Source organism: Propionivibrio sp., from assembly GCF_047602565.1.
Lineage (GTDB): Bacteria > Pseudomonadota > Gammaproteobacteria > Burkholderiales > Rhodocyclaceae > Propionivibrio.
Window position 1 is genome coordinate 3,365,779 of record NZ_JASGGX010000001.1, and the last position, 23,603, is coordinate 3,389,381.

The 23,603-nt window shown below is 67.9% G+C and carries 24 protein-coding genes; 21 read left to right on the plus strand and 3 right to left on the minus strand.

Annotation, left to right across the window (positions count from 1 at the left end; genetic code table 11):
- Nucleotides 1–35: 35 nt before the first annotated feature.
- The 6 genes from leuB to QM701_RS16000 all read left to right on the plus strand — a co-directional run bounded on the left by leuB (nucleotide 36) and on the right by QM701_RS16000 (nucleotide 6,427).
- On the plus strand, nucleotides 36–1,115 hold the full coding sequence (leuB, locus tag QM701_RS15975; RefSeq protein ID WP_415168004.1) for a 3-isopropylmalate dehydrogenase: 1,080 nt from the start codon (nucleotides 36–38) through the stop codon (nucleotides 1,113–1,115).
- Nucleotides 1,116–1,233: 118 nt separating this feature from the next.
- Nucleotides 1,234–1,698: a tripartite tricarboxylate transporter TctB family protein gene (locus tag QM701_RS15980; protein WP_415168005.1), complete on the plus strand. Its 465-nt coding sequence runs from the start codon at nucleotides 1,234–1,236 to the stop codon at nucleotides 1,696–1,698.
- A complete protein-coding gene (locus tag QM701_RS15985) occupies nucleotides 1,699–3,204 on the plus strand; it encodes a tripartite tricarboxylate transporter permease (protein ID WP_415168006.1) in 1,506 nt (501 codons plus the stop codon).
- Between the two features lie 35 nt (nucleotides 3,205–3,239).
- Nucleotides 3,240–4,202 carry a C-terminal binding protein gene (locus QM701_RS15990; protein ID WP_415168007.1) on the plus strand — a complete coding sequence of 321 codons (963 nt, stop codon included), beginning with the start codon at nucleotides 3,240–3,242 and terminating at the stop codon, nucleotides 4,200–4,202.
- An 83-nt stretch (nucleotides 4,203–4,285) separates the two neighbouring features.
- Nucleotides 4,286–5,341, plus strand: coding sequence for an AbrB family transcriptional regulator (locus QM701_RS15995; protein WP_415168008.1), 1,056 nt, complete (start codon nucleotides 4,286–4,288; stop codon nucleotides 5,339–5,341).
- A gap of 45 nt (nucleotides 5,342–5,386) precedes the next feature.
- A complete protein-coding gene (locus QM701_RS16000) occupies nucleotides 5,387–6,427 on the plus strand; it encodes an aldo/keto reductase (RefSeq protein WP_415168009.1) in 1,041 nt (346 codons plus the stop codon).
- A 23-nt stretch (nucleotides 6,428–6,450) separates the two neighbouring features.
- On the opposite strand, the gene QM701_RS16005 is transcribed toward QM701_RS16000, so the two are convergent.
- From QM701_RS16005 to QM701_RS16015, 3 genes are read right to left on the minus strand one after another with little or no spacing between them, the layout of a single operon-like run.
- The gene (locus QM701_RS16005) at nucleotides 6,451–7,383 is read right to left on the minus strand and encodes a response regulator (protein ID WP_415168010.1); all 933 of its coding nucleotides are present in this window, start codon (nucleotides 7,381–7,383) and stop codon (nucleotides 6,451–6,453) included.
- 33 nt (nucleotides 7,384–7,416) lie between these two features.
- Nucleotides 7,417–9,213 carry a DAHL domain-containing protein gene (locus tag QM701_RS16010; RefSeq protein ID WP_415168011.1) on the minus strand — a complete coding sequence of 599 codons (1,797 nt, stop codon included), beginning with the start codon at nucleotides 9,211–9,213 and terminating at the stop codon, nucleotides 7,417–7,419.
- 14 nt (nucleotides 9,214–9,227) lie between these two features.
- Nucleotides 9,228–10,253 carry a cytochrome-c peroxidase gene (locus QM701_RS16015; RefSeq protein WP_415168012.1) on the minus strand — a complete coding sequence of 342 codons (1,026 nt, stop codon included), beginning with the start codon at nucleotides 10,251–10,253 and terminating at the stop codon, nucleotides 9,228–9,230.
- A 583-nt stretch (nucleotides 10,254–10,836) separates the two neighbouring features.
- Between QM701_RS16015 and QM701_RS16020 the strand changes: the two genes are divergently transcribed.
- From QM701_RS16020 to QM701_RS16090, 15 genes are all read left to right on the plus strand, one after another.
- Nucleotides 10,837–11,832 (plus strand): phospholipase A, encoded by a 996-nt coding sequence (locus tag QM701_RS16020; RefSeq protein ID WP_415168013.1) that lies wholly within the window; start codon nucleotides 10,837–10,839, stop codon nucleotides 11,830–11,832.
- 16 nt (nucleotides 11,833–11,848) lie between these two features.
- On the plus strand, nucleotides 11,849–13,630 hold the full coding sequence (ggt, locus tag QM701_RS16025; RefSeq protein WP_415168014.1) for a gamma-glutamyltransferase: 1,782 nt from the start codon (nucleotides 11,849–11,851) through the stop codon (nucleotides 13,628–13,630).
- Between the two features lie 161 nt (nucleotides 13,631–13,791).
- Entirely contained in the window at nucleotides 13,792–14,316 is a 525-nt protein-coding gene (gene napF, locus QM701_RS16030) for a ferredoxin-type protein NapF (protein ID WP_415168015.1), read from the plus strand.
- Nucleotides 14,313–14,600 (plus strand): chaperone NapD, encoded by a 288-nt coding sequence (locus QM701_RS16035; protein WP_415168016.1) that lies wholly within the window; start codon nucleotides 14,313–14,315, stop codon nucleotides 14,598–14,600. The genes napF and QM701_RS16035 overlap by 4 nt, the downstream gene beginning before the upstream one ends.
- On the plus strand, nucleotides 14,597–17,140 hold the full coding sequence (gene napA / locus QM701_RS16040) for a nitrate reductase catalytic subunit NapA (protein ID WP_415168017.1): 2,544 nt from the start codon (nucleotides 14,597–14,599) through the stop codon (nucleotides 17,138–17,140). Before QM701_RS16035 ends, napA begins: the two co-directional genes overlap by 4 nt.
- Before the next feature lie 25 nt (nucleotides 17,141–17,165).
- On the plus strand, nucleotides 17,166–18,077 hold the full coding sequence (napG, locus tag QM701_RS16045) for a ferredoxin-type protein NapG (protein ID WP_415168018.1): 912 nt from the start codon (nucleotides 17,166–17,168) through the stop codon (nucleotides 18,075–18,077).
- On the plus strand, nucleotides 18,074–18,928 hold the full coding sequence (napH, locus tag QM701_RS16050) for a quinol dehydrogenase ferredoxin subunit NapH (RefSeq protein ID WP_415168019.1): 855 nt from the start codon (nucleotides 18,074–18,076) through the stop codon (nucleotides 18,926–18,928). The genes napG and napH overlap by 4 nt, the downstream gene beginning before the upstream one ends.
- Nucleotides 18,928–19,407, plus strand: a complete 480-nt coding sequence (locus tag QM701_RS16055; protein WP_415168020.1) for a nitrate reductase cytochrome c-type subunit — start codon at nucleotides 18,928–18,930, stop codon at nucleotides 19,405–19,407. Before napH ends, QM701_RS16055 begins: the two co-directional genes overlap by 1 nt.
- 24 nt (nucleotides 19,408–19,431) lie before the next feature.
- Nucleotides 19,432–20,082 carry a NapC/NirT family cytochrome c gene (locus QM701_RS16060; RefSeq protein ID WP_415168021.1) on the plus strand — a complete coding sequence of 217 codons (651 nt, stop codon included), beginning with the start codon at nucleotides 19,432–19,434 and terminating at the stop codon, nucleotides 20,080–20,082.
- 78 nt (nucleotides 20,083–20,160) lie between these two features.
- Nucleotides 20,161–21,219 (plus strand): GTP 3',8-cyclase MoaA, encoded by a 1,059-nt coding sequence (gene moaA / locus QM701_RS16065; RefSeq protein WP_415168022.1) that lies wholly within the window; start codon nucleotides 20,161–20,163, stop codon nucleotides 21,217–21,219.
- Nucleotides 21,220–21,241: 22 nt separating this feature from the next.
- A complete protein-coding gene (gene moaC, locus QM701_RS16070) occupies nucleotides 21,242–21,751 on the plus strand; it encodes a cyclic pyranopterin monophosphate synthase MoaC (protein WP_415168023.1) in 510 nt (169 codons plus the stop codon).
- The gene (locus tag QM701_RS16075; protein WP_415168024.1) at nucleotides 21,748–21,990 is read left to right on the plus strand and encodes a MoaD/ThiS family protein; all 243 of its coding nucleotides are present in this window, start codon (nucleotides 21,748–21,750) and stop codon (nucleotides 21,988–21,990) included. Before moaC ends, QM701_RS16075 begins: the two co-directional genes overlap by 4 nt.
- Before the next feature lies 1 nt (nucleotide 21,991).
- The gene (locus QM701_RS16080) at nucleotides 21,992–22,417 is read left to right on the plus strand and encodes a molybdenum cofactor biosynthesis protein MoaE (protein ID WP_415168025.1); all 426 of its coding nucleotides are present in this window, start codon (nucleotides 21,992–21,994) and stop codon (nucleotides 22,415–22,417) included.
- A gap of 90 nt (nucleotides 22,418–22,507) precedes the next feature.
- On the plus strand, nucleotides 22,508–23,002 hold the full coding sequence (gene mobB, locus QM701_RS16085) for a molybdopterin-guanine dinucleotide biosynthesis protein B (RefSeq protein WP_415168026.1): 495 nt from the start codon (nucleotides 22,508–22,510) through the stop codon (nucleotides 23,000–23,002).
- On the plus strand, nucleotides 22,999–23,598 hold the full coding sequence (locus tag QM701_RS16090) for a molybdenum cofactor guanylyltransferase (RefSeq protein WP_415168027.1): 600 nt from the start codon (nucleotides 22,999–23,001) through the stop codon (nucleotides 23,596–23,598). The genes mobB and QM701_RS16090 overlap by 4 nt, the downstream gene beginning before the upstream one ends.
- Nucleotides 23,599–23,603 lie beyond the last annotated feature (5 nt).

Sequence of the window (23,603 nt, forward strand, 5' to 3'; positions counted from 1 at the left end):
CATCCTTTCATCCACCATCCACCGAAGGACGATTCATGAAAATAGCAATCCTGCCCGGCGACGGGGTCGGCAAAGAAGTCACGGCGCAAGCCGTCAAGGTGCTCAAGGCCGTGATGGGCAAGCACGCGGCGATGGAACTCGCCGAGGCGCCGATCGGCGGCGCCGGCGTCGAGGCGGCGGGCGACCCGCTGCCGGCGGCGACGCTCGACGTCGCGCGCCGGGCCGAAGCGATCCTGTTCGGCGCCGCCGGCGTGCCCGGCGACGAGAACATTCCCTACGCGATGCGTCCGGGCGCGAGCCTCCTGCGCCTGCGCAAGGATCTCGGCCTGTTCGCCAACTTCCGCCCGGTCTTCATGTTCCCCGAACTGATCGGCGCCTCGACCCTGAAGCCCGAAATCGTCGAGGGCCTGGATATCGTGATCCTGCGCGAGCTGACCGGCGACGTCTATTTCGGCGAGCCGCGCGGCCATCGCGCCACGGCGAGCGGCGAGCGCGAAGGCTACAACACGATGCGCTACAGCGAAAGCGAAGTCGAGCGCATCGCCCACGTCGCCTTCCAGACGGCGCGCGGGCGCCGCGGCAAGGTCTGTTCGGTCGACAAGGCCAACGTGCTGGAAACGAGCCAGCTCTGGCGCGACGTGATGACGCGCGTCGGCAAGGAATACCCCGATGTCGAGCTGAGCCACGTCTTCGTGGACGCCGCGGCGATGATGCTGATGCGCGCGCCGAAGCAGTTCGACGTGATGGTGACCGGCAATATCTTCGGCGACATCCTCTCCGACTGCGCGGCGATGCTGACCGGCTCGATCGGCATGCTGCCGTCGGCGTCGCTGGCGCTCGACAAGAAGGGGCTGTACGAACCCGTGCATGGCTCGGCGCCCGACATCGCGGGCAGGAACATCGCCAATCCGATGGCGGCGATCCTGTCGATGGCGATGATGCTACGCTACTCGTTCGACCTGGCCGACAAGGCCGATCGCGTGCAGCGCGCGGTGGCCGGCGTGCTGGCCGAGGGGTATCGCACGCCGGATATCTTCCAGCCCGGCATGAAGCGTGTCGGAACGAGCGAAATGGGCGACGCGATCGTCGCCGCGCTGGCCCGCATGCCGGCCTGAAACCCGTGTCACCCGGCCGGCGGGCGTGAAGGGCGGTGCGCTCTTCGCGCCCGCCGCCGGCAGGTTCAGTTGTCGTTCATAAGAGGCGCGGACAACCGCGCCCGTACAAGGAGGCGCCATGCAACTGATTCGTAACCCCAAGGACTTTTACGCCGGGCTGTTGTTCATCGCCTTCGGCGTCGCCGCGCTGATCCTCTCCCGCGACTATGCCGTCGGCAGCGCGGCGCGCATGGGGGCCGGCTATTTCCCGCGCGCGCTCGGCATCCTGCTCGTCGCGCTCGGCGCCCTGCTCAGCTTCGGCGGTTTCCGCGCGAGCGAGGAAGCGCAGCCGGTCTGGCACTGGCGGCCGCTCTTCATCGTGCTTTTCTCGATCGGCGTTTTCGTTTTCGCCGCCCAATGGCTCGGACTAGTCCTCGCCGGACTGATCCTGGTCTTCATGTCTTCGACCGCGAGCGGGGAGTTCAACTGGAAAGAGGCGCTCGTCAGCGGCGTCATCCAGGGCATCGTCGCGGTCGCGATCTTCGTCTATGGCCTGGCCATGCCCCTGCCGGTGTGGCCCCTCTTCATCAGCGGAGCTCAATAAATGGACCTTTTAAGCAACCTGGCGCTCGGCTTCGGCGTCGCCGTCACGCCGGCCAATATGCTCTATGCGTTCATCGGCACGCTGATCGGCACGCTGATCGGCGTCCTGCCCGGCATCGGCCCCGTGGCGACCATCGCGATGCTGCTGCCGGTGACCTACGGCCTGCCGCCGGTCACCGCGCTGATCATGCTCGCGGGCATCTACTACGGCGCTTCCTACGGCGGTTCGACGACCGCCATCCTGGTCAACCTGCCCGGCGAGATGTCATCGGTCGTCACCGTCCTGGACGGCTACCAGATGGCCAAGCAGGGCCGCGCCGGCGCCGCGCTCTGCATCGCCGCGCTCGGCTCCCTGTTCGCCGGCTGCGTCGCGACGCTGGTGATCGCCGCCTTCGCGCCGCCGCTGGCCGAGCTCGCGCTCCAGTTCGACGCCGCCGAATATTTCTCGCTGATGGTCATGGGCCTCGTCTCGGCGATCGCGCTGGCGCACGGCTCGGTGCTCAAGGCCGTGCTGATGACGATCCTCGGCCTGCTCCTCGGTAGCATCGGCACCGACGTCAATACCGGCACGGCGCGCTTCTCGTTCGAAATTCCCGAACTGATCGACGGCATCGGCTTCGTCGCCATGACCATGGGCCTCTTCGCCTTCGCCGAAATCGCCGGCAACCTCGAACGCAGCGAGACCCGCAGCGTGGTGACCGAGCGCATCAGCAGCCTGTGGATCAAATGGGCCGAGTTCAAGCAGGCCTTCCCGGCGGTGCTGCGCGGCACGGCGATCGGCTCGCTGCTCGGCATCCTGCCCGGCGGCGGCGCCACGCTCTCGTCCTTCGCCTCCTACACGGTCGAAAAACGCATGGCCGACGATCCCTCGCGCTTCGGCAAGGGGGCGATCGAAGGCGTCGCCGGCCCCGAGTCGGCGAACAACGCCGGCGCGCAGACTTCGTTCATCCCGATGCTGACGCTCGGCATTCCGTCGAACGCGGTGATGGCGCTGATGGTGGGCGCACTGATCATCCACGACATCCAGCCCGGCCCGGAGGTCATGAGCAACAATCCCGAGCTGTTCTGGGGGCTGGTCGTCAGCATGTGGGTCGGCAACGTGATGCTGGTCGTGCTCAACCTGCCGCTGATCGGCGTCTGGATCAAGCTGCTGCGCGTCCCGTACCGCCTGCTTTACCCGATGATCCTGCTGGTCTGCACGATCGGCGCGTTCAGCACCAACAACAACATGTTCGACGTCTGGGTGGCGATGGCCTTCGGCCTGCTCGGCTACGTCTTCGCCAAGCTCGGCTGCGAGCCGGCGCCGCTGCTGCTCGGCTACATCCTGGGACCGATGCTGGAGGAAAACCTGCGCCGCGCGCTGGTGCTCTCGCGGGGCGATTTCTCGGTCTTCGTGACGCGGCCGATCTCGCTCGCCATGCTGGCGGTCGCCGCCGTGCTCCTCGCCGCCATCCTGGCGCCCGCGGTGCGCAGGAAACGCGACATCGTCTTTACCGAGGAAGCCTGACCCAACGCATCCAGCACCTATCGAGGAGAACGGATTTGGCAAGCAGACAGGTAGTGATGGTCGCCGATTGCGATCATGGGGCGATCGACATCGAACGGGAGGTATTGCGGGACGTGTGCCCGGACATCGCCTGGTTCCAATGCCGGCGCGAGGACGAAGTCGTCGCGCGGTGCGCGGGCGCCGACGGGCTCCTGATCATGTACGCGCCGCTGACGCGGCGCGTGCTCGAACAGCTGCCGCGCTGCAGGGTCATCGTGCGCTACGGCGTCGGCGTGGACACGATCGACCTCGCGGCGGCGGCCGAACTCGGCATCATCGTCAGCAACGTGCCCGACTACGGCACGTTCGAGGTCGCCGACCACGCGCTGGCGCTGCTGCTCGCGCTGACGCGCAAGGTCGGGGCGGCAAGCGGTCTCGTCAAAAGCGGCCAGTGGGACTTCCGCCTGTCGCGGCCGATCCACCGCCACCAGGGACAGACCGCCGGCCTCATCGGCCTGGGCCGCATCGGCCGCGCGATGGCCGAGCGGACGCGCGCGCTCGGCATGCAGGTCGTCGCCCACGACACGCGACTCGCGCGCGAACGATTCCCCGACTTCGTGACGCCGGTCGGGCTCGAAGAACTGCTCGCGCAGTCCGACGTCGTTTCGGTGCATTGCCCCTTGAACGAATCGACGCGCATGCTGCTTGACCACTACCGGCTAAGCCTGATGAAGCCGACCGCGTATCTCATCAATACGGCACGCGGCCGGATCGTCGACGAGACGGCGCTCGCGGCGATGCTCGGCGAAGGACGGCTGGCCGGCGCGGCGATGGACGTTTTCGCGTCCGAACCGGCGGCGCCCGACCATCCCCTGTTCAGGTACGAGAACTTCCTCGCCTCGCCCCATATGGCCTGGTATTCGGAAGAATCGGCGCAGGAACTCAAGCGCAAGGCGGCCGAGGAAGTCCGGCGCGTGCTGCGCGGCGAGGCGCCGCTGTACCAGGTCAACAACTTTTGAGGTGACCCCGCCGCGCGCCCGCGCCCCGGCCTCGCCGCGCGTCAGCCCCGGCGGGCGCGGCGCCGAACCCAGGCCGAAAGCCGATGCCCCGACTTTTCTTGCGAAACGCCTCGCGCTGGCTGCTCCTCGTCGCGGCCTCGCTGCCGCTCGCCTGGCTGCTGCGGAGGCAGGGGCTGCCGGCCGCGTTTCTGCTCGGGCCGATGCTCTGCGGCATCGCCGCGAGCCTGCTCGGCGCCCGATTGGCGCTGCCGCGCAAGGGATTCCTCGCCGCGCAGGCGCTGATCGGCTGCGCGGTCGCCGAGAGCATCAGCGCGTCGATCGTCGTCATGATCGTGCGCGACTGGCCGGTCATGTGCCTGGTCGTCGCCAGCACCATCGCCGCCGGCGCGGTCGTGGGCTGGACGCTGGTCAAGTTCCGCACGCTGCCCGGCACGACGGCGGCCTGGGGCCTGATCCCGGGCGGCGCCTCGGCGATGGTCGCGATGGCCGAGGAATACGGCGCCGATGCGCGCCTCGTCGCCCTGATGCAATACCTGCGCATGCTGATCGTCGTGCTGACCGCATCGACGGTCGCCCACCTGCTGTTGGGCAGCGGCGCCGCGGCGGCACCGGCGGCCACGGTGCCGGCCTTCGCCTTCGGCAGCTGGCCGGCCGTCTTCGCCACGCTTGCCGTCGCGCTCGCGGGCGCGCTGCTGGCGCACGTGCTGCGTATCCCGGCCGGCACGATCCTCGTCCCCATCGTGCTCGGCGGCATCCTGCATGCAACCGGCGTGCTCAGCGTCAGACAGCCGTTCTGGATGCAGGCCGGCGCCTCGGCGCTGCTCGGCTGGTACGTCGGCCTGAACTTCAACCGCGGCATCCTGATGCACGCCTTGCGGCTGTTGCCGCGCCTCGTTTTCTCGGCGCTTTTCCTGATCGCGCTGTGCGCCCTGTCGGCCTGGCTGCTCGTCGCGCTGCTCGGCATCGACCCGCTCACCGCCTATCTGTCCACCAGTCCGGGCGGGCTCGATTCGATGATCCTGATCGCGATGGGCAGCCGGTCCGACGTGCCTTTCGTCGTCGCCGTGCAAACGCTGCGCCTTTTCGTCGTCATTCTGGTCGGCCCAACGATCGCCCGCTGGATTTGTCAAAACGCCTGAAACCCGCCAGGGTTCCGTCCTGAACCTCAATCAAGGAGAAACGAAATGCGCTATCGATTGCTCGGCCGCACCGGCCTTTATGTCTCCGAGCTCTGCCTCGGCACGATGACTTTCGGTCACGGCGAAGGCTTCTGGAAACCGATCAGCGGCGTCGGACAGGAGGGCGCGACCGCGCTCCTCAAGCAGGCCGTCGACGCCGGCGTCAATTTCATCGATACGGCCAACGTCTATTCGCTCGGCCAGGCCGAGACCATGACCGGCAATGCCATCAGAAGCCTGGGCCTGACGCGTGACGAACTGGTCGTCGCGACCAAGGCGACCGGCGTCATGGACGAGGCGCAGATCAATGCGCGCGGGCAATCGCGCTACCACCTGATGGCCCAGGTTGACGCCAGCCTCAAGCGCCTGCAGCTCGATCACATCGACCTCTACCAGCTGCACGGTTTCGATCCGCTGACGCCGCTCGACGAAGCGCTGTCGACCCTGAACGACCTCGTGCGCTCGGGCAAGGTCCGCTACATCGGCCTGTGCAACATGGCCGCCTGGCAGATCATGAAAGGGCTCGCGATCTCCGAGCAACACGGCTGGAGCCGCTTCGAGAGCGTGCAGGCCTACTACACGATCGCCGGCCGCGATCTTGAGCGCGAAGTGGTGCCGCTGCTCGCCGACCAGCAGCTCGGCCTGATGGTCTGGAGTCCGCTCGCCGGCGGCCTGCTTTCCGGAAAAGTGGGTTCCGACGGCCGGAGTCCGGCCGGAACGCGGCGCGCGAGCTTCGATTTTCCGATCGTCGACATGGAGCGCGCCTTCGCCTGCATCGAGGCGATGCGGCCGATCGCCGAGCGCCACGCGGTTTCCGTCGCGCGCGTCGCGCTGGCCTGGCTATTGAGCCGGCCGCAGGTGACGAGCGTCATCGTCGGCGCCAAGACGCCCGAGCAGCTCGCCGACAATCTCGGCGCCAGCGGCTGCACGCTGGCCGCCGAGGAGCTCGCCGCGCTCGAAGCGGCAAGCGCGCTGCCGCCGGAATACCCGGGCTGGATGATCGCCCGGCAAGGCCAGAATCGCGCCAGGCCGCTCGACAAGGGCTAGCGCGGGCCGGGCAACGGCCGGGTTCACGCCCCGCGATGGAAGCCGAAGCGTCTGGCGATGCCGCGCAGCCGCGTCGCCAGCGAGCGCGCCAGCGAAGACTCCGCTTCGCCGGAGGTTGCCACGCGCTGGCGCAGGGACAGGACCGGGTCGGTCCGGTAGCGGCGGTGATGCATCATCGCCGCCCTGATGGCGAGGTCGATGGCGCCGCGCTTGACCGGCTTGAAGGAGAGCCGGCAGACCTGCGCCTGATTGATCAGTTTCATGACCGCGTCGGCATCGGCGTAGGCGGTGAGCATCACCGTCATCACCTGCGGGTACTGCTGCTTGAGTATCCGCAGGAACTCGAAGGTGTTTTCGCCACCCACCTTGGTATCCGTGACCACGACGCCCACGTCGTTCTGCTCCAATACGTGCAGCGCCTCGTCGATGCTGTGGGCGGTGAAGGCGTGGTAGTCGGCCCGGAAATGCTCCTTGAACCAGTCGTTGTTGGCGACGTCCCGATCCAGGATCAGGATTCCGGCGCCGGTGCCGACGGATTCGTCAAGCGCGTCGGGCGCCGCGAGCACGGTCGAATTGGCGGTCGAGACCGCCGCTTCGGCGGCCTCGCGGATGATCGACCGGATTTCATCGTTGTTCCACGGCTTGTTGATGAAGCGGTAGATCTCGCCCTCGTTGATCGAACCGACCATCGCGGCCAGGTCCGAATAGCCGGTCAGCAGAATGCGCATGGTGCGCGGAGACCGCGCCTTGACCTTGCCGAGCAGCTCCGTGCCGAGCATGCCGGGCATGCGCTGGTCGCTGACGATCACGTCGATCTGCCGCGCCTGGACGATCTCCAGGGCCGCGTCTCCCGAGGTGGCGGTGAACACTTCGTAGTCGTTGCGGAACATGATCTTGAGCAGATTGACGATGTGTACTTCGTCGTCCACGAAAAGAACGCTTGCTTTGTGGCTCATGTGTGTTTCTTTCTGTTATTGGGGCGAGGCCGGTCAGACCGCCAGCAGGGCGGCTTCCTCTTCGAAGCCGCTGTCGGAAGCCTGCTCCGGCGGAGCGACCGGCAGTTCGATCGAAAAGACGGTGCCGACCTCTTGTTCGGTATCCACGCTGATGGTGCCGCCATGTTCGGCGATGATCTTGTAGGAGATCGACAGGCCCATGCCCGTGCCTTTGCCGATCTCCTTGGTGGTGAAGAAGGGATCGAAGATCTTGGGCAGGACCTCCGCCGGAATGCCCGTGCCGTTGTCCTGGATCTCGATGCACACGAAATCGTCGCCCTTGGGGAAGGTGCGCAGCGTCAGCACCCCCTGGCGGCCTTCCGGAATGGCCTGGGCCGCGTTGGAAATGAGGTTGAGGAAAACCTGGTTGATCTGCGAAGGGGAGCAGGTGATGTGCGGGATCTCCTCGAATTCCTTTTCGATCTTCACCTTGTTCTTCAGCACGTTGTGCGCGATCAGCAAGGTGCTGTCGAGTCCCTCCTGGACGTTGAATTCGCTGACCTTGGCCCGGTCCAGGCGGCTGAAGTTCTTCAGCGTGAGAATGATCTCCCCGATGCGCCCGACGCCCTGCGAACTGTCCTGCAGCAGCGCGCTCATGGAGTCCATCACGCCGCGCTCGGCGGTTTGCCGGGCCATCTGCTCCAACTGGACGAACTGTTGCCGGATGGCCGTCTTGTCGCGCTGCTCGCGCATCACCTGGCTGAACCGGTCGGCGACGTTGACCAGCTGCGCCAGGTGGGCGATTTCTTCGAGCAGCAGATCGACGGTGCCTTTCACGTAGGCCAGCGGCGTGTTGATTTCGTGCGCGATGCCCGCCACCATCTGCCCGAGGGCGGACATCTTTTCCGCCTGGATCATGTAGGACTGCGACTCCTTCAGGTCGTCGTGCGCCTTCCTGAGATCGGCGTTGCGCCGGCGCAGCATCCGGTAGCTCTTGACCAGGCGGGTCGCCAGCCAGGCCAGGACGCCGAGCAGGAGCACCGAGTAGGCGATCAGGATCTGTCCGTAGTGCTGCCGGGTAAGCAGGCGGTGATCGTGCCAGCGGTTGAGCGCATCGGTCAGCCAGTCGATCTTCTGCGCCGTGGGCAGGGCGGTCAATTGGCGCAGCAGCTCCTCGCCGGCGTCCTGCTGGCGGACCACCGTTGCCACGTGCGTGCCGAACATTTCGACCTGTTCCTGCAGCGTCGCGGGAAATTTTTCGGCGAGCTGGCGCAGCGCGGCCTGTTTTTCCGCGATGCTTCCGCCTAGGGCCGCGTCCGAGGTCAGGATATAGGTCGTCAACTGCGTCGCCAGCTCGTTGACCAGGGTTTCGGCCAGCGTCCGCGTCGCGCCGTCCCGGATGTTTTCGTGCAGCTCCGCCGACAGGTCGTGCGCGGCCAGCGGCAGGTAGCGCGACGAGTTCCGCAGGATTGCGTTCTGCGATTTGAAGCGCTCGATCAGCGTGATTTTCTGCCCCATGACCGCCTTGTAATCGGCCAGCGCGGCCGAGAACTTCTGGAAATCCTCGCCGTCGGCGTCGCTCAGCCCGGCCGTCTGCGCCTGTACCGACGCTTCGAGCCTGGCGATCAGGGGCAGCGGATCGGCCACGGGGTCGTAGCTGCTGTTGAAGCCCGTCTTCGAGCGCAGGACGTCGGTGTTCCAGTTGGCATCGACCTGCTTCAGGTCGCGCAATTCGCCGATGATCGTGTTGTACGCCTCCAGATCGACGCTGCGCATCATGATGACCAGGAAAGCCAGCACGCCGATGAGGACCGCGGCACCGGCAACGATGTAGATACGGGTACGGTTCATGATGGACGTTCCAGTCAGCGTGCCGCGGCGAGAGGCTTGCCGTTGTGTTCGCCGTTCAGCGAACGCAGAAACTTGACGATCAGCTCCTTGTCCCCGGCCGGCGCGGTGCGGCCGAGCTGGTAGCGGAACATCACGTCGACCGCGTCCTCCAGTCTGGCGGCGGAGCCGTCATGGAAATACGGCGCCGTCAGGGCGACGTTGCGCAGGCTGGGGACCTTGAACACGTGCCTGTCCGCCTCGGCCTTGGTGACGTTGTAGCGCCCGAGGTCAGCCGTGGTGACGCCGCCCCGTTTCTTGAAGTAGTCTCCGATGACGCCGAAGACCTGGAACATGTTGCCGCCCACGTTCACGCCCTGATGGCAGGCGACGCAGCCGTAGCTCTTGAAGAGCTGGTATCCCTGCAGTTCGTCGGCGGTGATCGCCGTCTTGTCGCCGCGCAGATAAGCGTCGAAGCGCGAAGGCGTCACCAGCGAGCGTTCGTAGGTGGCGATGGCGTCCTGGATGTTCTTCGGCTGCAGTCCGTCGGCGTAGGCGGCCTTCATTTCGGCGGCCAGCGCCTGATCCCGGCCGAGTTTTCCCAGCACTTCCGGCCAGGTGGTCCCCATTTCCTTGGGGTCGTGGATCGGGCCGGCCGCCTGTTCTTCGAGCGAGGCGGCGCGGCCGTCCCAGAACTGGCGGAAATTGAAGCCGCTGTTGAACACCGTCGGCGCGTTGATCGCCCCCTTGGCGCCGCCGATGCCGGTCGACACCCGTTCGCGGTCGACGCCGCCCGTGCCGAGGTCGTGGCAGCTGACGCAGGCCAGCGTGTCGTCCCTGGAAAGCCGCTTGTCGTTGAACAGTTTTTCGCCGAGCGCGACGCGCTTCGCGTCCAGCTTGACGGCGAGCGGCAGCGGCTGGATGGGCTCGTTGGTCTGGGCCAGCGCCGGAATGGCGCCGGCCAGCGCGATCGGCAGCGAGATTCGCGCGACCATGGCGGCGAACCGGACCATGGCCTGCTTTTCATTCATGACGAGGTGAGCGAGGTGAGTTCTGGATGGCATGTTCAGAGCATTTTTCTGTTGTCGTTGTTGTGGCTGTTTATGATCTTTTGCTATTTTGGTCCGGGTGTCTGCAAGCGAAGTGCCAACTAATTCACGCTAAATTGTTAGGAATTGAAAACTCTCGGCCGGGGGCGGATACGTCCTTCGCATGGCGGCGATGGCCGGCCGCCGAGGCCTCTGCGTCATCATTGGTTTTGCCGGGAGCGCCGTCGTCGGCGGCAAGTCAAGCCAGGCCGCATGAACCGCCTGACCCACCCGTTCCGTTGCCGTTGCCGGACTCGGCAGCCGGTGCTTCGTTCCGGCCGGTGAGGTTTTTAATGCTCCGTGATTATATCGAAATAACATTAAGTTGCAAATCGCATTGTCCTTGATGCAGCCGGAGAGGTCGCTGCGAGCGCTGTGGCCGGCGTCCGGGCCGTGCGCATGCCGAGGTTCGGGTCCGTTGCCGCTTTTGCGTGTTGGGCCGCGATCTGGATAATTGTGGTTTCGTCCGTTTGCCCGGTCGTGCTTCGGCCGTCGCCGTTCGTTTGCAGGGAGAAAAATGTTCACTTTTCACCGTGTCGCCGGAATTGCCTCCGCAGCCGTGTTTTGCGCTGCGCTGAGCGCGCCCGCCAGGGCGGCGGACCTGAGCCAGTGCGCCGCCATCGACCAGGATATGGAGCGGCTGGCCTGCTACGACCGCGCCAGCGGCCGCCCGCTGCCGGAGGCCGGCGCCGGCGCGCCGGCCGAGCCGATGGTCCGGCCGGCTCCGGAGCCGGGCGGCGGCGGGCTGGCGCTGACCCCGATGCAGAAGGCCTGGGATCTCGGCGATACCCCGTCCCCGAACTTCGAGGTGCGGCCGCACCACGCCGTCTACCTGCTGCCGGTGTTCGCCACGTCCAGCGTCAACTCGTCGCCCGCCACGCCGACGCACCAGTCGGTGGGGTTCGACGGCATCCGCGCCACGGAGGCCAAGTTCCAGATCAGCTTCAAGACCAAGGTGGCGACGCAATTGTTCGGCGACAACGGCGATCTCTGGCTCGGCTATACCCAGTCGTCGCGTTGGCAAATGTATTCGGACGACGTTTCGCGCCCGTTCCGCGAGACGAATTACGAGCCGGAGGCGATCTTCACCTGGAAGACCAAGCTCAATCTGGCCGGCATCGACCTGCGCTACGTCGGCCTCGGCTTCAACCATCAGTCGAACGGCCGGGGCTCCGATCTTTCGCGGAGCTGGAACCGGGTGATCGCGCAGGCGGGCTTCGAATGGGGCGATTGGGCCGCGACGGTGCGCGGCTGGCACCGGGTCAGGGAAGGCGGTTCGGACGACGACAATCCGGACATCACAAAATACCTGGGCCGGGGCGAGCTCGAACTGGCCCGCAAGATGGGCGATCATCTGCTGGTGGCGCAGGCGCGCTATCCGGCGATCGGATCGAGCGACGGCAAGGGCTCGCTGCGGCTGGACTGGGCGTTTCCGATTTCCCGGAACCTGCGCGGGCATCTGCAGTGGTTCTCCGGGTATGGCGAGAGCCTGATCGACTACAACCACAAGGCCAACTACATCGGCCTGGGCGTCTCGCTGGTGGAACCGTTCTGAACTTCTGGAGGAAGGCATGAACTCTCGTCGATCGGTCTGGCGCCCGGCCTTGCCGGCGGCGCTCTTCCTGGCGCTGGCCGCCGTTTTTGCCGCTGACGTCCGCGCGGCGTCGATGCCGGCCGTCGAGGCGAAAAACGGCATGGTGGTGACGTCGCAGCGCCTGGCGTCGAAGGTGGGCGTGGACATCCTCAGGATGGGCGGCAACGCGGTCGATGCGGCGGTGGCCGTGGGTTACGCGCAGGCGGTGGTCAATCCCTGCTGCGGCAACATCGGCGGGGGCGGCTTCATGACCATCCACCTCGCCGACGGGCGCGACGTGTTCCTCGATTTTCGCGAGAAGGCGCCGGCCGCGGCGACCGCCGACATGTACCTCGACGCCTCCGGCAACGTGGTCAAGGACGCCAGCCTGTACGGCTACCTCGCCGCCGGCGTGCCGGGCACGGTGCTCGGGCTCGACACCGCGCTGCGCAAGTACGGCCGGCTGAGCCGTGCGCAGGTGATGCAGCCGGCGATCCGGCTGGCGCGCGAAGGCTTCGTCCTCGAGCGCGCCGACACCGACATCCTCGACACCACCGTCGAGCGCTTCAGGAACGATGCGGAGGCCGCGCGCCTCTTCCTGCGCCGGGACGGCACGCCGCTGCGGCCGGGCGACCGGCTGGTGCAGAAGGATCTGGCGCGCACGCTGGAGGCGATCGCCAAACGCGGCCCCGACGCCTTCTACAAGGGCCGGATCGCGCAGGCCGTCGAGGCGGCGGCCAAGATGGGCGGCGGCGTGCTGACCGCCGCCGACTTCGCCGATTACGCGGTCGGCGAAAGCAGTCCGGTGCGCTGCGCGTACCGCGGCTACGTCTTCCTCTCCGCGCCGCCGCCCAGTTCCGGCGGCACGACGATGTGCCAGATCCTCAACATCCTCGAAGGCTACGACCTGCAGGCCATGGGCTTCAACTCGGCGGCCACGGTGCACGTGATGGCCGAGGCCATGCGCCACGCCTACATGGACCGCAACACCTTCCTCGGCGACCCGGCGTTCGTCGCCAATCCGCTCGACCGCCTGCTCGCCAAGGACTACGCGGCGGCCATCCGCGACAAGATCGGCGAGCGCGCGACGCCGTCATCCGAAGTGCAGCCCGGCGCGGCGCCGCACGAGAAGACCGAGACCACGCACTACTCGATCGTCGACCGGGACGGCAACGCGGTGTCCACCACCTATACGGTCAACGGCCGCTTCGGCGCCGTGGTCATCGCGCCGGGCACCGGCTTCTTCCTGAACGACGAGATGGACGATTTCACCGTCAAGCCGGGCGTGAAGAATCTCTACGGCCTGGTGCAGGGCGCAACCAACGCCATCGCGCCGGGGAAGCGGCCGCTGTCCTCCATGTCGCCGACGCTGGTCACCCGGGACGGCAAGACCTTCATGGTGCTCGGCTCGCCGGGCGGCTCGCGCATCATCAGCATCACGCTGCAGACCGCGCTCAACGTCATCGACCACGGCATGGCGCCGCAGGAGGCGGTCGACGCGCCGCGCATCCACCACCAGTGGCTGCCGGACGAGGTGTATTACGAAACGCGGGGCCTTTCGGCGGACACGCTGAAGATCCTCGCCGAAAAGGGCCACAAGATGGTCGAGCAGGCGCCGTGGGGCGCCGCCGAGGTGATCCTCTACGGTCTGCCCGGCGCCGCCGGCACGGCGGCCGCGAGCTCGGGCAACGACGCCGCGGTGTCCGGCCGGGTGCGGCCGGGCTTCATCTACGGCGCCAACGATCCGCGCCGGCCGGCGGGCGCGGCGCTGGGGTACTGAGCCGCGCGCCGTCCGCGGGCGTACCGGCACGCCTCCGGAGCGGCGCCCTGTGTACCGGCCGCCACGGTCGGGGCCGCCAATAACCCTTTTTTTAGCATGGATCAAAGTTTCGGCCTGGCATGACGGGTAGATTGCATGTTTGTCGTCTGCCTCCCAAAGTCATGGACCCGTCCCGTCGCCGTCTTTTCGGCCGTTCGCCGTGCAGCGCGCCTTTCCGTCCGCCGTGGAGCGTGCCGGAATCGATGTTCGCCGACGCCTGCACGCGCTGCGGCGACTGCGTGAAGGCGTGTCCGACCGGACTGCTCCGGCCGGGCGACGGAGGCTTTCCGGCGGCGGACTTCTCGGCGGCGGCCTGCACCTTCTGCGGCGAGTGCGCGAACGCCTGCGGCAGCGGCGCGATCGCGCGCGACCGGCCCGGCGCGCCCTGGTCGTACACCGTCGCCATCGGCGACGCCTGTCTGGCGCGCCGGCGCGTCGAATGCCGCGTCTGCGGCGAAGCCTGCCAGGCGCACGATGCTTGCGCCCTTCGCTTCCGGCCGGCCGTCGGCGGCGTGTACCTGCCCGAAGTCGACGAGGCCGCCTGCACCGGCTGCGGCGCCTGCCTCGCCTTGTGCCCAACCGGCGCCATCATGCGCGTGGCCCGCGTCGCGCGCGCGCCTCTTGCCCTTTGCGGGGAGTCTTCATGAACATCGCCAGTCTGGTGCTGCGCATCCATCCGTCCACGCGCGCCGAGGCCGAGGCTGCCTTGCAGGCGCTGCCCGGCGTCGAATGCCACCACATGTCGGACGACGGGCGCCTGATCGTCACCGTCGAGGACGCGCCCGGCGCGGCCATGTCCGACACCCTGATCGCCATCCATCGCGTACCGCAGGTGCTGGCCGCCACGCTCGCCTACGAGCATGCCGAGCCCGACCCCGCTCCGTCCCTTTCCCTTTCGCCGAGTTCCCCCTGCCAGGAGGTTCAGCCATGACCATGAATCGCCGTGATTTCATCAAGACCCAGGCCATCGCCGCCGCCGCGGCCAGCGCCGGCATCGCGCTGCCGGCGGCCGCCGCGCCGAAGGATGCCGGTGCCAGCGCCGCGGTGCGCTGGGACAAGAGCGTTTGCCGCTTCTGCGGCACCGGCTGCGCGGTGCTGGTCGGCGTGCAGAACGGGCGCGTGGTGGCCACGCAGGGCGATCCGGATTCGGAAGTGAACCGCGGCCTCAACTGCATCAAGGGCTACTTCCTGTCGAAGATCATGTACGGCGAGGACCGCCTGACCCAGCCGCTGCTGCGCATGAAGGACGGCAAGTACGACAAGAACGGCGAGTTCACCCCGATCAGCTGGGACCAGGCGTTCGACGTGATGGCCCAGAAGTGGAAGGAGGCGCTGAAGTCCGACGGCCCGGCCGGCGTCGGCATGTTCGGCTCCGGGCAATGGACGATCTGGGAGGGCTACGCCGCGGCCAAGCTGTTCAAGGCCGGCTTCCGCTCCAACAACATCGACCCCAACGCGCGCCACTGCATGGCCTCGGCCGTGACCGGCTTCATGCGCACCTTCGGCATCGACGAGCCGATGGGCTGCTACGACGACATCGAGCAGGCCGAGGCCTTCGTGCTGTGGGGCTCGAACATGGCCGAGATGCACCCGATCCTGTGGACGCGCATCACCGACCGCCGCCTGACCAAGACCGACGTGCAGGTGCACGTGCTGTCGACCTTCGAGCACCGCAGCTTCGAACTGGCCGACAACGGCATGATCTTCGTGCCGCAGACCGACCTGGCGATCCTCAACTACATCTGCAACCACATCATCCAGAGCGGCAAGGTCAACCAGGAGTTCGTCAAGCGCAACGTGAACTTCAAGATCGGCGAGACCGATATCGGTTTCGGCCTGCGGCCGGGGCACGCGCTGGAGAAGGACGCCAAGTTCAACGGCTATCCCGGCGCCGACGGCAAACCGAAGAACAACCCCAACGATGCGCGGCCGGGCAGCTTCGAGGAATTCAAGAAGTTCGTCAGCGAGTACACGCTGGAAAAGGTGTCGAAGCTCTCCGGCGTGCCGCAGGAAAAGCTTAAGCGCCTGGCCGAGCTGTACGCCGACCCGAAGAAGAAGGTCGTCAGCTACTGGACCATGGGCTTCAACCAGCACACGCGCGGGACGTGGGTCAACAACATGATCTACAACGTGCACCTGCTGGTCGGCAAGATTTCCGAGCCGGGCAACGGGCCGTTCTCGCTGACCGGCCAGCCGTCGGCCTGCGGTACCGCGCGCGAGGTCGGCACCTTCGCCCACCGCCTGCCGGCCGACATGGTGGTGACCAACCCCGAGCACCGCAAGCACGCGGAAGAGCTCTGGCAGCTGCCGGAAGGCACGATCAGCGACAAGATCGGCCTGCACGCCGTGGCGCAGAGCCGCGCGCTCAAGGACGGCAAGCTCAAGTGCTACTGGACGAGCACCACCAACAACATGCAGGCCGGGCCGAACGTCAATGGCGAGATCTACCCCGGCTGGCGCAACCCGGCGGCCTTCGTCGTCGTCTCCGACGCCTATCCGACCGTCTCCGCGCTGGCCGCCGACCTCGTGCTGCCGACGGCCATGTGGACGGAAAAGGAAGGCGCCTACGGCAACGCCGAGCGGCGCACCCAGTTCTGGCGCCAGCAGGTCAAGGCGCCGGGCGAGTCGCGCTCCGACCTGTGGCAGTACATCGAGTTCTCCAAGCGCTTCAAGGTCGAGGAGGTATGGCCGGCCGAACTGCTGGCCAAGAAGCCGGAGTACAAGGGCAAGACCCTGTACGACGTGCTGTACGCCAACAAGGTGGTGAACAAGTTCCCCAAGAGCGAGGCGGCCAAGGTCAACGAGCACGCCATCAAGGGCTACACCAACGACGAGACCGAGGACTTCGGCTTCTACGTGCAGAAGGGGCTGTTCGAGGAATACGCCCAGTTCGGCCGCGGCCACGCGCACGACCTGGCGCCGTTCGACCTGTACCACAAGGCGCGCGGCCTGCGCTGGCCGGTGGTCGACGGCAAGGAGACGCTGTGGCGCTTCCGCGAGGGCTACGACCCGTACGTCAAGGCCGGCGAGGGCGTCAGGTTCTACGGCAACAAGGACGGCAAGGCCAACATCTACGCGCTGCCGTACCAGGACCCGCCGGAGATGCCGGACAAGGAGTACGACCTGTGGCTGTGCACCGGCCGCGTGCTGGAGCACTGGCACACCGGCTCGATGACGCGGCGCGTGCCGGAACTGCACAAGGCGGTGCCCGAGGCGCAGGTGTTCATGCATCCGGATGACGCCAAGAAGCGCGGGCTGCTGCGCGGCATGCTGGTCAAGGTCGCCTCGCGGCGCGGCGAGATGGTCGGGCGCATCGAGACCAAGGGCCGCAACAAGCCGCCGGTCGGCCTCATCTTCGTGCCGTTCTTCGACGAGTCGCGCCTGGTGAACAAGCTGACGCTGGACGCCACCTGTCCGATCTCGAAAGAAACCGACTTCAAGAAATGCGCAGTGAAGGTGGTGCGCGCCTGAGGCCGCCAGCCGGGAAGACGACACCGTGGTCCAGGGAGATAAAAGCGTCGGGCGCACCAGCGCCGCCGCATCGCCGGCGTCGCAGGCGCGGCGCAGGTTCCTCAACGGCGTGGCCGCCGCCGCGGGCGGCGGCTGCCTGCTGGCGCTCGGCGCGGGGCTCTACGCGCGGCAGGCGTCCGCCCTGCCGGCGCAGGCCATCCGGCCGCCCGGCGCGCTGGCCGAGGCGGACTTCCTGGCGGCCTGCGTGCGTTGCGGCCTGTGCGTGCGCGACTGCCCGTACGACACGCTGAAGCTGGCCGATCTCGGCGAGCCGGTGGCGACCGGCACGCCGTACTTCACCGCGCGCGCCATTCCCTGCGAGATGTGCGAGGACATTCCCTGCGTCAAGGCCTGCCCGACCGGCGCGCTGGACCGCGAACTGACCGACATCACGCAGGCGCGCATGGGGCTCGCGGCGCTGGTCGACCAGGAAAACTGCCTCAATTTCCTCGGCCTGCGCTGCGACGTCTGCTACCGCGTCTGCCCGGTGATCGACCAGGCGATCACCCTGGAGACGCGGCACAACCCGCGCTCGGACCGGCACGCGCTACTGCTGCCGACGGTGCACTCGGACGCCTGCACCGGCTGCGGCAAGTGCGAGAAATCCTGCGTGCTGCCCGAACCGGCGATCAAGGTTTTCCCGCGCAAGCTGGCGCAGGGCGCGCTGCCGGCGCACTACCGCAAGGGCTGGGAGGAGAAGGCGCGCCAGGGCGAATCGCTGATCGGCGAGCAGATCAAGCTGCCGGTGCGCGGCTTCGAAGGCTCGACGGCCGGGCGTTCGGCGACCGAGACGGTGGTCGCCCCGGCCACGCCAGCCGCGCCGATCACGCCGCCCACCGCCGCGCCGGTTCCGGCGCCCGGCAAGGCCGGCGGCCTCGATTCAAGGTGGAAGCCATGAACGCGCGCCGCGCCGATCGCGCCGCGCCGTCCCGCCCGTGGCTCGTCCGCCAGCGCTGGCTGCTGCTGCGCCGCGCCAGCCAGCTGGCGATCCTGGCGCTGTTCGTCGCCGGGCCGTGGCTGGGCGTGTGGGTGCTGAAGGGCAACCTGTCCGCGTCGCTGATCTTCGACACGGTGCCGCTGACCGATCCGCTGCTCGCCCTGCAATCCATGCTCGCCGGGCATTGGCCCTACGTCACCGCGCTGACCGGCGCGGCGATCGTCCTCGTCTTCTACCTGCTGGTTGGCGGCCGCGTCTTCTGCAGCTGGGTCTGCCCGGTGAACCTGGTCGCCGACGCCGCCGCGTGGCTGCGCCGCCGGCTGGGCATCAAGACCGGCCGCGCGCCCGACGCCGACACCCGCCTCTGGCTGCTCGCCGGCGTGCTCGCGGCGGCCGCCGTCTCCGGCACGCTGGTCTGGGAGTGGGTGAATCCCGTCTCGCTGCTGCACCGCGCGCTGATTTTCGGCTTGTGGGGCTCGCTGCTGCCGATCGCCGGCATCTTCCTGTACGACCTGCTGATCGCCAACCACGGCTGGTGCGGCCACGTCTGCCCGGTCGGCGCCTTCTACGGCCTGCTCGGGCGCCTGGCGCTGATCCGCGTCTCCGCCGCCCGGCGCGACGCCTGCGACGACTGCATGGATTGCTTCGTCGTCTGCCCGGAACCGCAGGTGATCCGGCCGGCGCTCAAGCAGGCGGGCCAGTCCCACCCGCTGATTCTTGCCGGAGACTGCACCAATTGCGGCCGTTGCATCGACGTGTGCGACCGCCAGGTATTCAAGATGACTCACCGATTCGACCAGAGGAGCGCGTGATGAAACAGCCCGTCCTTCGTTTTGCCCGCACCGTCGCCCTGCTCGGGGCCGTTGCCGCAAGCCTGTGCCTGGCGTCGCCCGGCGCCGTGGCGGCGGAGAAATTCCAGCCGGTCCGGCTGCAGACCTTGCGCGGCGTGGAGATCAACGCCAGCGACCCGGCCGGCGAGGGGGCGCGCTTCGGGCCGGACAGCGCGCCGCTGCCGCGCGATTTCGTGCAGCAGCCGCCGCTGATCCCGCACACCACCGAAAGCTACCTGGTGAGCAAGGAATTCAACAAGTGCATGGATTGCCACGCCTGGTCGCGCGCCCGCGAGGCCAACGCGACCAAGATCTCGATCACCCACTTCAAGTCGCGCGAGGGGGCGGAGATGTCCAGCGTGTCGCCGAACCGCTACTTCTGCAACCAGTGCCACGTGCCGCAGACCGACGCCAAGCCGCTGGTGGGCAACGTCTTCAAACCGGGCGCCGGGTTGCGCTGAGCCGGCGAAAACGGAGGGAGGACAATGAACATCGATAAGCTCAAGGGCCTGGCCGCCGGGGCGCTGCGGCGCATCCACGCCACCGGCTGGATCGGCGTGGCGGTGCTGTTCGTCGCCGGCATTTTTTCCTGGATAGGCTTCAACTACGCGCTGGAGACAACCAACACCGAGGAATTCTGCATCTCCTGCCACGAGATGAAGGACAACTCGTACGCGGAGTATCGCCTGACCACGCACGCATCGAGCCGCTCCGGCGTGCGCGCCAGCTGCCCGGACTGCCACGTGCCCAAGTCCTTCGGGCCGAAGATGGTGGCCAAGATGCGTGCCTCCAAGGACGTCTATCACAACATCCTCGGCACCATCGACACGCCGGAGAAGTTCAACGCCCGGCGCCTGCACATGGCCGAGGCGGTATGGGAGCGGATGAAAGCCACCGACTCGCGCGAGTGCCGCGGTTGCCACGACGACCGCAGCTTCGATTACGTCAAGCAGAGCCGCCGCTCGGCGCAGATGCACCAGGAGGGCCTGAACGCCGGGCAGACCTGCATCGACTGCCACAAGGGCGTCGCCCACCGCCTGCCCAACGTCGAGCAGGCCATCGGCGCGGAGAAGGGCGGGGCGCCGCAGGAGATCTTCCACCCCGCGCCGCCGTCGGGCGGAGCGGCGGGCACGTAGGGAACCGGAGGCGCCGCGGCCGGTCGATGCTATCGTACGCGGCGCTTCCCCCTGCCGAATCGTCTCCTGGAGCATCTTGTGACCGAAGCGCATCCCGCGACGCCCTCCGCGCCGCCATCCCTCGTCGACGCCCTGCAGCGCCCCTTGCGCGACCTGCGCATTTCGGTGACCGACCGCTGCAACCTGCGCTGTACCTACTGCATGCCGCGCGAGGTGTTCGGCAAGTCGTTCGTCTTCCTGCAGCGGGCGGAGTTGCTGAGCTTCGAGGAAATCACGCGGGTGGCGCGCCTGTTCGTCGACCTGGGCGTGCGCAAGATCCGGCTCTCGGGCGGCGAGCCGCTGCTGCGGCACGGCGTCGAGCGGCTGGTCGAACAGCTGGCCGGCGTGCGGGACGCCGACGGCCGGCCGGTCGAACTGGCGATGACCACCAACGGCACGCTGCTCGCGGCCAGGGCGCGGTCCTTGAAGGACGCCGGCCTGACGCGCCTGACGGTCAGCCTCGACGCCCTGGACGACGGCGTCTTCCGCAGCATCAGCGATTCCGGCGCGGCGGTCGGCAAGGTGCTCGAAGGCATCGCGGCGGCGCAGGCGGCGGGCCTGGCGCCGCTCAAGGTCAACACGGTGGTCAAGCGCGGCGTCAACGAGGGCGAGATCCTGCCGCTGGTGCGCCATTTCAGGCATACCGGCATCGTCCTGCGCTTCATCGAGTTCATGGACGTCGGCAGCACCAACGGCTGGCGCCTCGACGACGTGGTCAGCGCGCAGGGAATCCTGGAGCGCATCGACCGCGAATACCCGCTGCGTCCGCTCGAACCCAACTACCCCGGCGAGGTGGCGCGGCGCTGGGAATTCGCCGACGGCGGCGGCGAGATCGGCGTGATCGCCTCGGTGACGCAGGCCTTCTGCCACGAATGCAGCCGCCTGCGCCTGTCGACCGACGGCAAGCTCTACACCTGCCTGTTCGCCGCCGAGGGGACCGACCTGCGCGCCCCGTTGCGCGCCGGGGAGGACGACGCGCAACTGCGGCGGCGCATCGCCGATCTCTGGGCCGGGCGGACCGACCGCTACTCGCAACTGCGCCGCGCCGCCACCGAGCTGCCGGTCAGGAAGATCGAGATGTCGTATATTGGCGGCTGATTTTCGCCAGACAGAGGCCTGCTTGAACGAACCGAATGAGTTGACGCATTTCTCCGCCGAAGGGCGGGCGCGCATGGTCGATGTGTCGGAGAAGGCCGATACGCGCCGGGAGGCGGTGGCCAGCGGCGTGATCCGCATGCGTCCGGCGACGCTGGAGCGCATCCGCGCCGGCGCCGTCGCCAAGGGCAACGTCCTGGCGGTCGCCGACGTCGCCGCGGTGATGGCCGCCAAGCGCACGCCCGAGACGATTCCGATGTGCCACGCGCTGGCGCTGTCCGGCGTCGAGACGGCCTTTGCCGAGATCACGGAACCCGACGGCGAGGGCTGCGTCGGCATCGCGGCGACGGTGACCGCCCGGTGCGTCGGGCCGACCGGCGTGGAAATGGAAGCCCTGTGCGCGGTGAGCGCCGCGCTGCTGACCATCTACGACATGTGCAAGGCGATCGACCGCGGCATGCGCATCGAGGCCGTCCAACTGGACGAGAAGCGGGGCGGCAAGAGCGGCGCATGGCGGCGCGGGGGAGGGCAATGATCAAGGTGCTGTTCTTCGGCCCGGTGGCCGACCGCGTGGGCGCGCGGCAGATCGACGTGCCGTTCCGCGCCGGCCTGCGCTGGCAGGACGTGCGCGACGAGCTGCGGCCGCGCTATCCGGAGGCGTTCGCGCTGGTCTCCATCGTCGCCGTCAACGGCGAGCGCGTGCGGGAGGCGGACGGGCAGGCGCTGCCGGACGGCGCGGAGATCGTCTTCATGTCGCGCTTCTCGGGAGGCTGAGGTGAGCGAACCGGTCCGGCTGCAACTGGAGGACTTCTCGCAGGACGAGGAAGTCGGCGCGCTGCGCGCCGTCTCGCGGCGCATCGGCGGGATCGCCACCTTTCTCGGCTGCGCGCGCGATTTCTCGGAGGGGCGCGAGGTCGGCGAGATCGGTTTCGACGCCTACGCGCCGATGGCGCTGGCCGAACTGCGGCGGCTGCGCGCCGAGGCGATCGAGCGCTTCGGCCTGATCGACGCGCGCATCGTGCACCGCCTCGGCACGGTCCGCGCCGGTGACAACATCGTCTTCATCGCCGCCGGCGCCGAGCACCGCACTCCGGCGCTGGAGGCCTGCCGCTGGCTGATCGACGAACTCAAGGAGCGCGTGCCGATCTGGAAGAAGGAAATCACCCCGACCGGCGATTCGTGGGTGACGCCGCATCCATGAACCGCATCTCAAGTTAAAAAAAAGTCTTTGCCTTTTCGCCGTGTCCGCCGTGTCGCCGTGGTTATCTTTCTTTCATTCCAGACTTTCTAAATGACCCCTCCCGTCTTCATCTTCGTCGGCCATTCCAACGCGGGCAAGACGACTTTCGTCGAGAAGCTGATCCCGGAACTCACCCGGCGCGGCCGGCGCGTGGCGACGATCAAGCATGCGCATCACAAGGTCGAGCTCGATACCGAGGGCAAGGACAGCTGGCGCTACAAGCGGGCCGGCGCGGCGATGAGCATGCTGGTGACCACCTCGGCGCTGCAGCTGGTGGCCGACGCGGCCGAGCGCCGCGAGCCGTCGCAGCTGGCCGGGCGTTTCCTGGGCGAGGCGGACGTGGTGCTGGCCGAGGGCTTCTCGCATGCCGAAGGCCCCAAGATCGAGGTGCTGCGCCGCGCCAGCGGCAAGCCGCCGCGCTGCGCGGTCGGGGACGGCCTGATCGCCATCGTCACCGACTGCGACGAGGTCTATCCCGAACTGCCGCATTTCGCGCTGGACGACGCGGCGGGCGTCGCCGACTTCCTGCTGCGCCGGACGCCATGATCGAGGACTGCACCGGCCTGATCCTGGCCGGCGGCGACTCGCGCCGCATGGGACGCGACAAGACGCTGCTCGAAATCGACGGCAAGACGCTGCTGCAGCGGGCCGTCGATGCGCTGCGCAAGGTCTTCCCGCAGGTGCTGGTCAGCGTGCGCCGGCGGCGCGGCGACGTCAACGCGCCGCAGGTCCTCGACGAAATCCCCGACGCCGGGCCGCTGGCCGGGGTGTGCGCCGGCCTGGCGCGGGCCGGCACGCCCTGGGTGTTCGCGGCGGCGGCCGACATGCCTTTCCTCGACGCCGCGCCGATCCGGGCGCTGGCCGCCCGGCGGGGCGACTTCGAGGCCGTGGTGCCGGTCGTCCAGGGCCATCCGCAGCCGCTGGCCGCCTTCTACGCGGCGCGCGCCCTGCCGGCGCTGCGCGACGTCCTGGCCCAACCCGGCCGGCGCGGCCTGCGGGCGGCCCTGGAACGACTGGACGTTTGCCTGGTCCATGAGGATGACATCCGGCCGGCCGATCCCTCGCTGCGCGGCTTCATCGACCTGGATACGCCGGGCGACGTGGCCGCGGCGCTGGGGGATGCGGCGCGGACGAATCCGTAGGCCGG

Coding starts and splice junctions, on each gene's coding strand:
- leuB (WP_415168004.1), top strand. CDS start 36: ATGAAAATAGCAATCCTGCCCGGCGACGGGGTCGGCAAAGAAGTCACG.
- QM701_RS15980 (WP_415168005.1), top strand. CDS start 1,234: ATGCAACTGATTCGTAACCCCAAGGACTTTTACGCCGGGCTGTTGTTC.
- QM701_RS15985 (WP_415168006.1), top strand. CDS start 1,699: ATGGACCTTTTAAGCAACCTGGCGCTCGGCTTCGGCGTCGCCGTCACG.
- QM701_RS15995 (WP_415168008.1), top strand. CDS start 4,286: ATGCCCCGACTTTTCTTGCGAAACGCCTCGCGCTGGCTGCTCCTCGTC.
- QM701_RS16000 (WP_415168009.1), top strand. CDS start 5,387: ATGCGCTATCGATTGCTCGGCCGCACCGGCCTTTATGTCTCCGAGCTC.
- QM701_RS16005 (WP_415168010.1), bottom strand. CDS start 7,383: ATGAGCCACAAAGCAAGCGTTCTTTTCGTGGACGACGAAGTACACATC.
- QM701_RS16010 (WP_415168011.1), bottom strand. CDS start 9,213: ATGAACCGTACCCGTATCTACATCGTTGCCGGTGCCGCGGTCCTCATC.
- QM701_RS16015 (WP_415168012.1), bottom strand. CDS start 10,253: ATGCCATCCAGAACTCACCTCGCTCACCTCGTCATGAATGAAAAGCAG.
- ggt (WP_415168014.1), top strand. CDS start 11,849: ATGAACTCTCGTCGATCGGTCTGGCGCCCGGCCTTGCCGGCGGCGCTC.
- napF (WP_415168015.1), top strand. CDS start 13,792: ATGGACCCGTCCCGTCGCCGTCTTTTCGGCCGTTCGCCGTGCAGCGCG.
- QM701_RS16035 (WP_415168016.1), top strand. CDS start 14,313: ATGAACATCGCCAGTCTGGTGCTGCGCATCCATCCGTCCACGCGCGCC.
- napA (WP_415168017.1), top strand. CDS start 14,597: ATGACCATGAATCGCCGTGATTTCATCAAGACCCAGGCCATCGCCGCC.
- napH (WP_415168019.1), top strand. CDS start 18,074: ATGAACGCGCGCCGCGCCGATCGCGCCGCGCCGTCCCGCCCGTGGCTC.
- QM701_RS16055 (WP_415168020.1), top strand. CDS start 18,928: ATGAAACAGCCCGTCCTTCGTTTTGCCCGCACCGTCGCCCTGCTCGGG.
- QM701_RS16060 (WP_415168021.1), top strand. CDS start 19,432: ATGAACATCGATAAGCTCAAGGGCCTGGCCGCCGGGGCGCTGCGGCGC.
- QM701_RS16075 (WP_415168024.1), top strand. CDS start 21,748: ATGATCAAGGTGCTGTTCTTCGGCCCGGTGGCCGACCGCGTGGGCGCG.
- mobB (WP_415168026.1), top strand. CDS start 22,508: ATGACCCCTCCCGTCTTCATCTTCGTCGGCCATTCCAACGCGGGCAAG.
- QM701_RS16090 (WP_415168027.1), top strand. CDS start 22,999: ATGATCGAGGACTGCACCGGCCTGATCCTGGCCGGCGGCGACTCGCGC.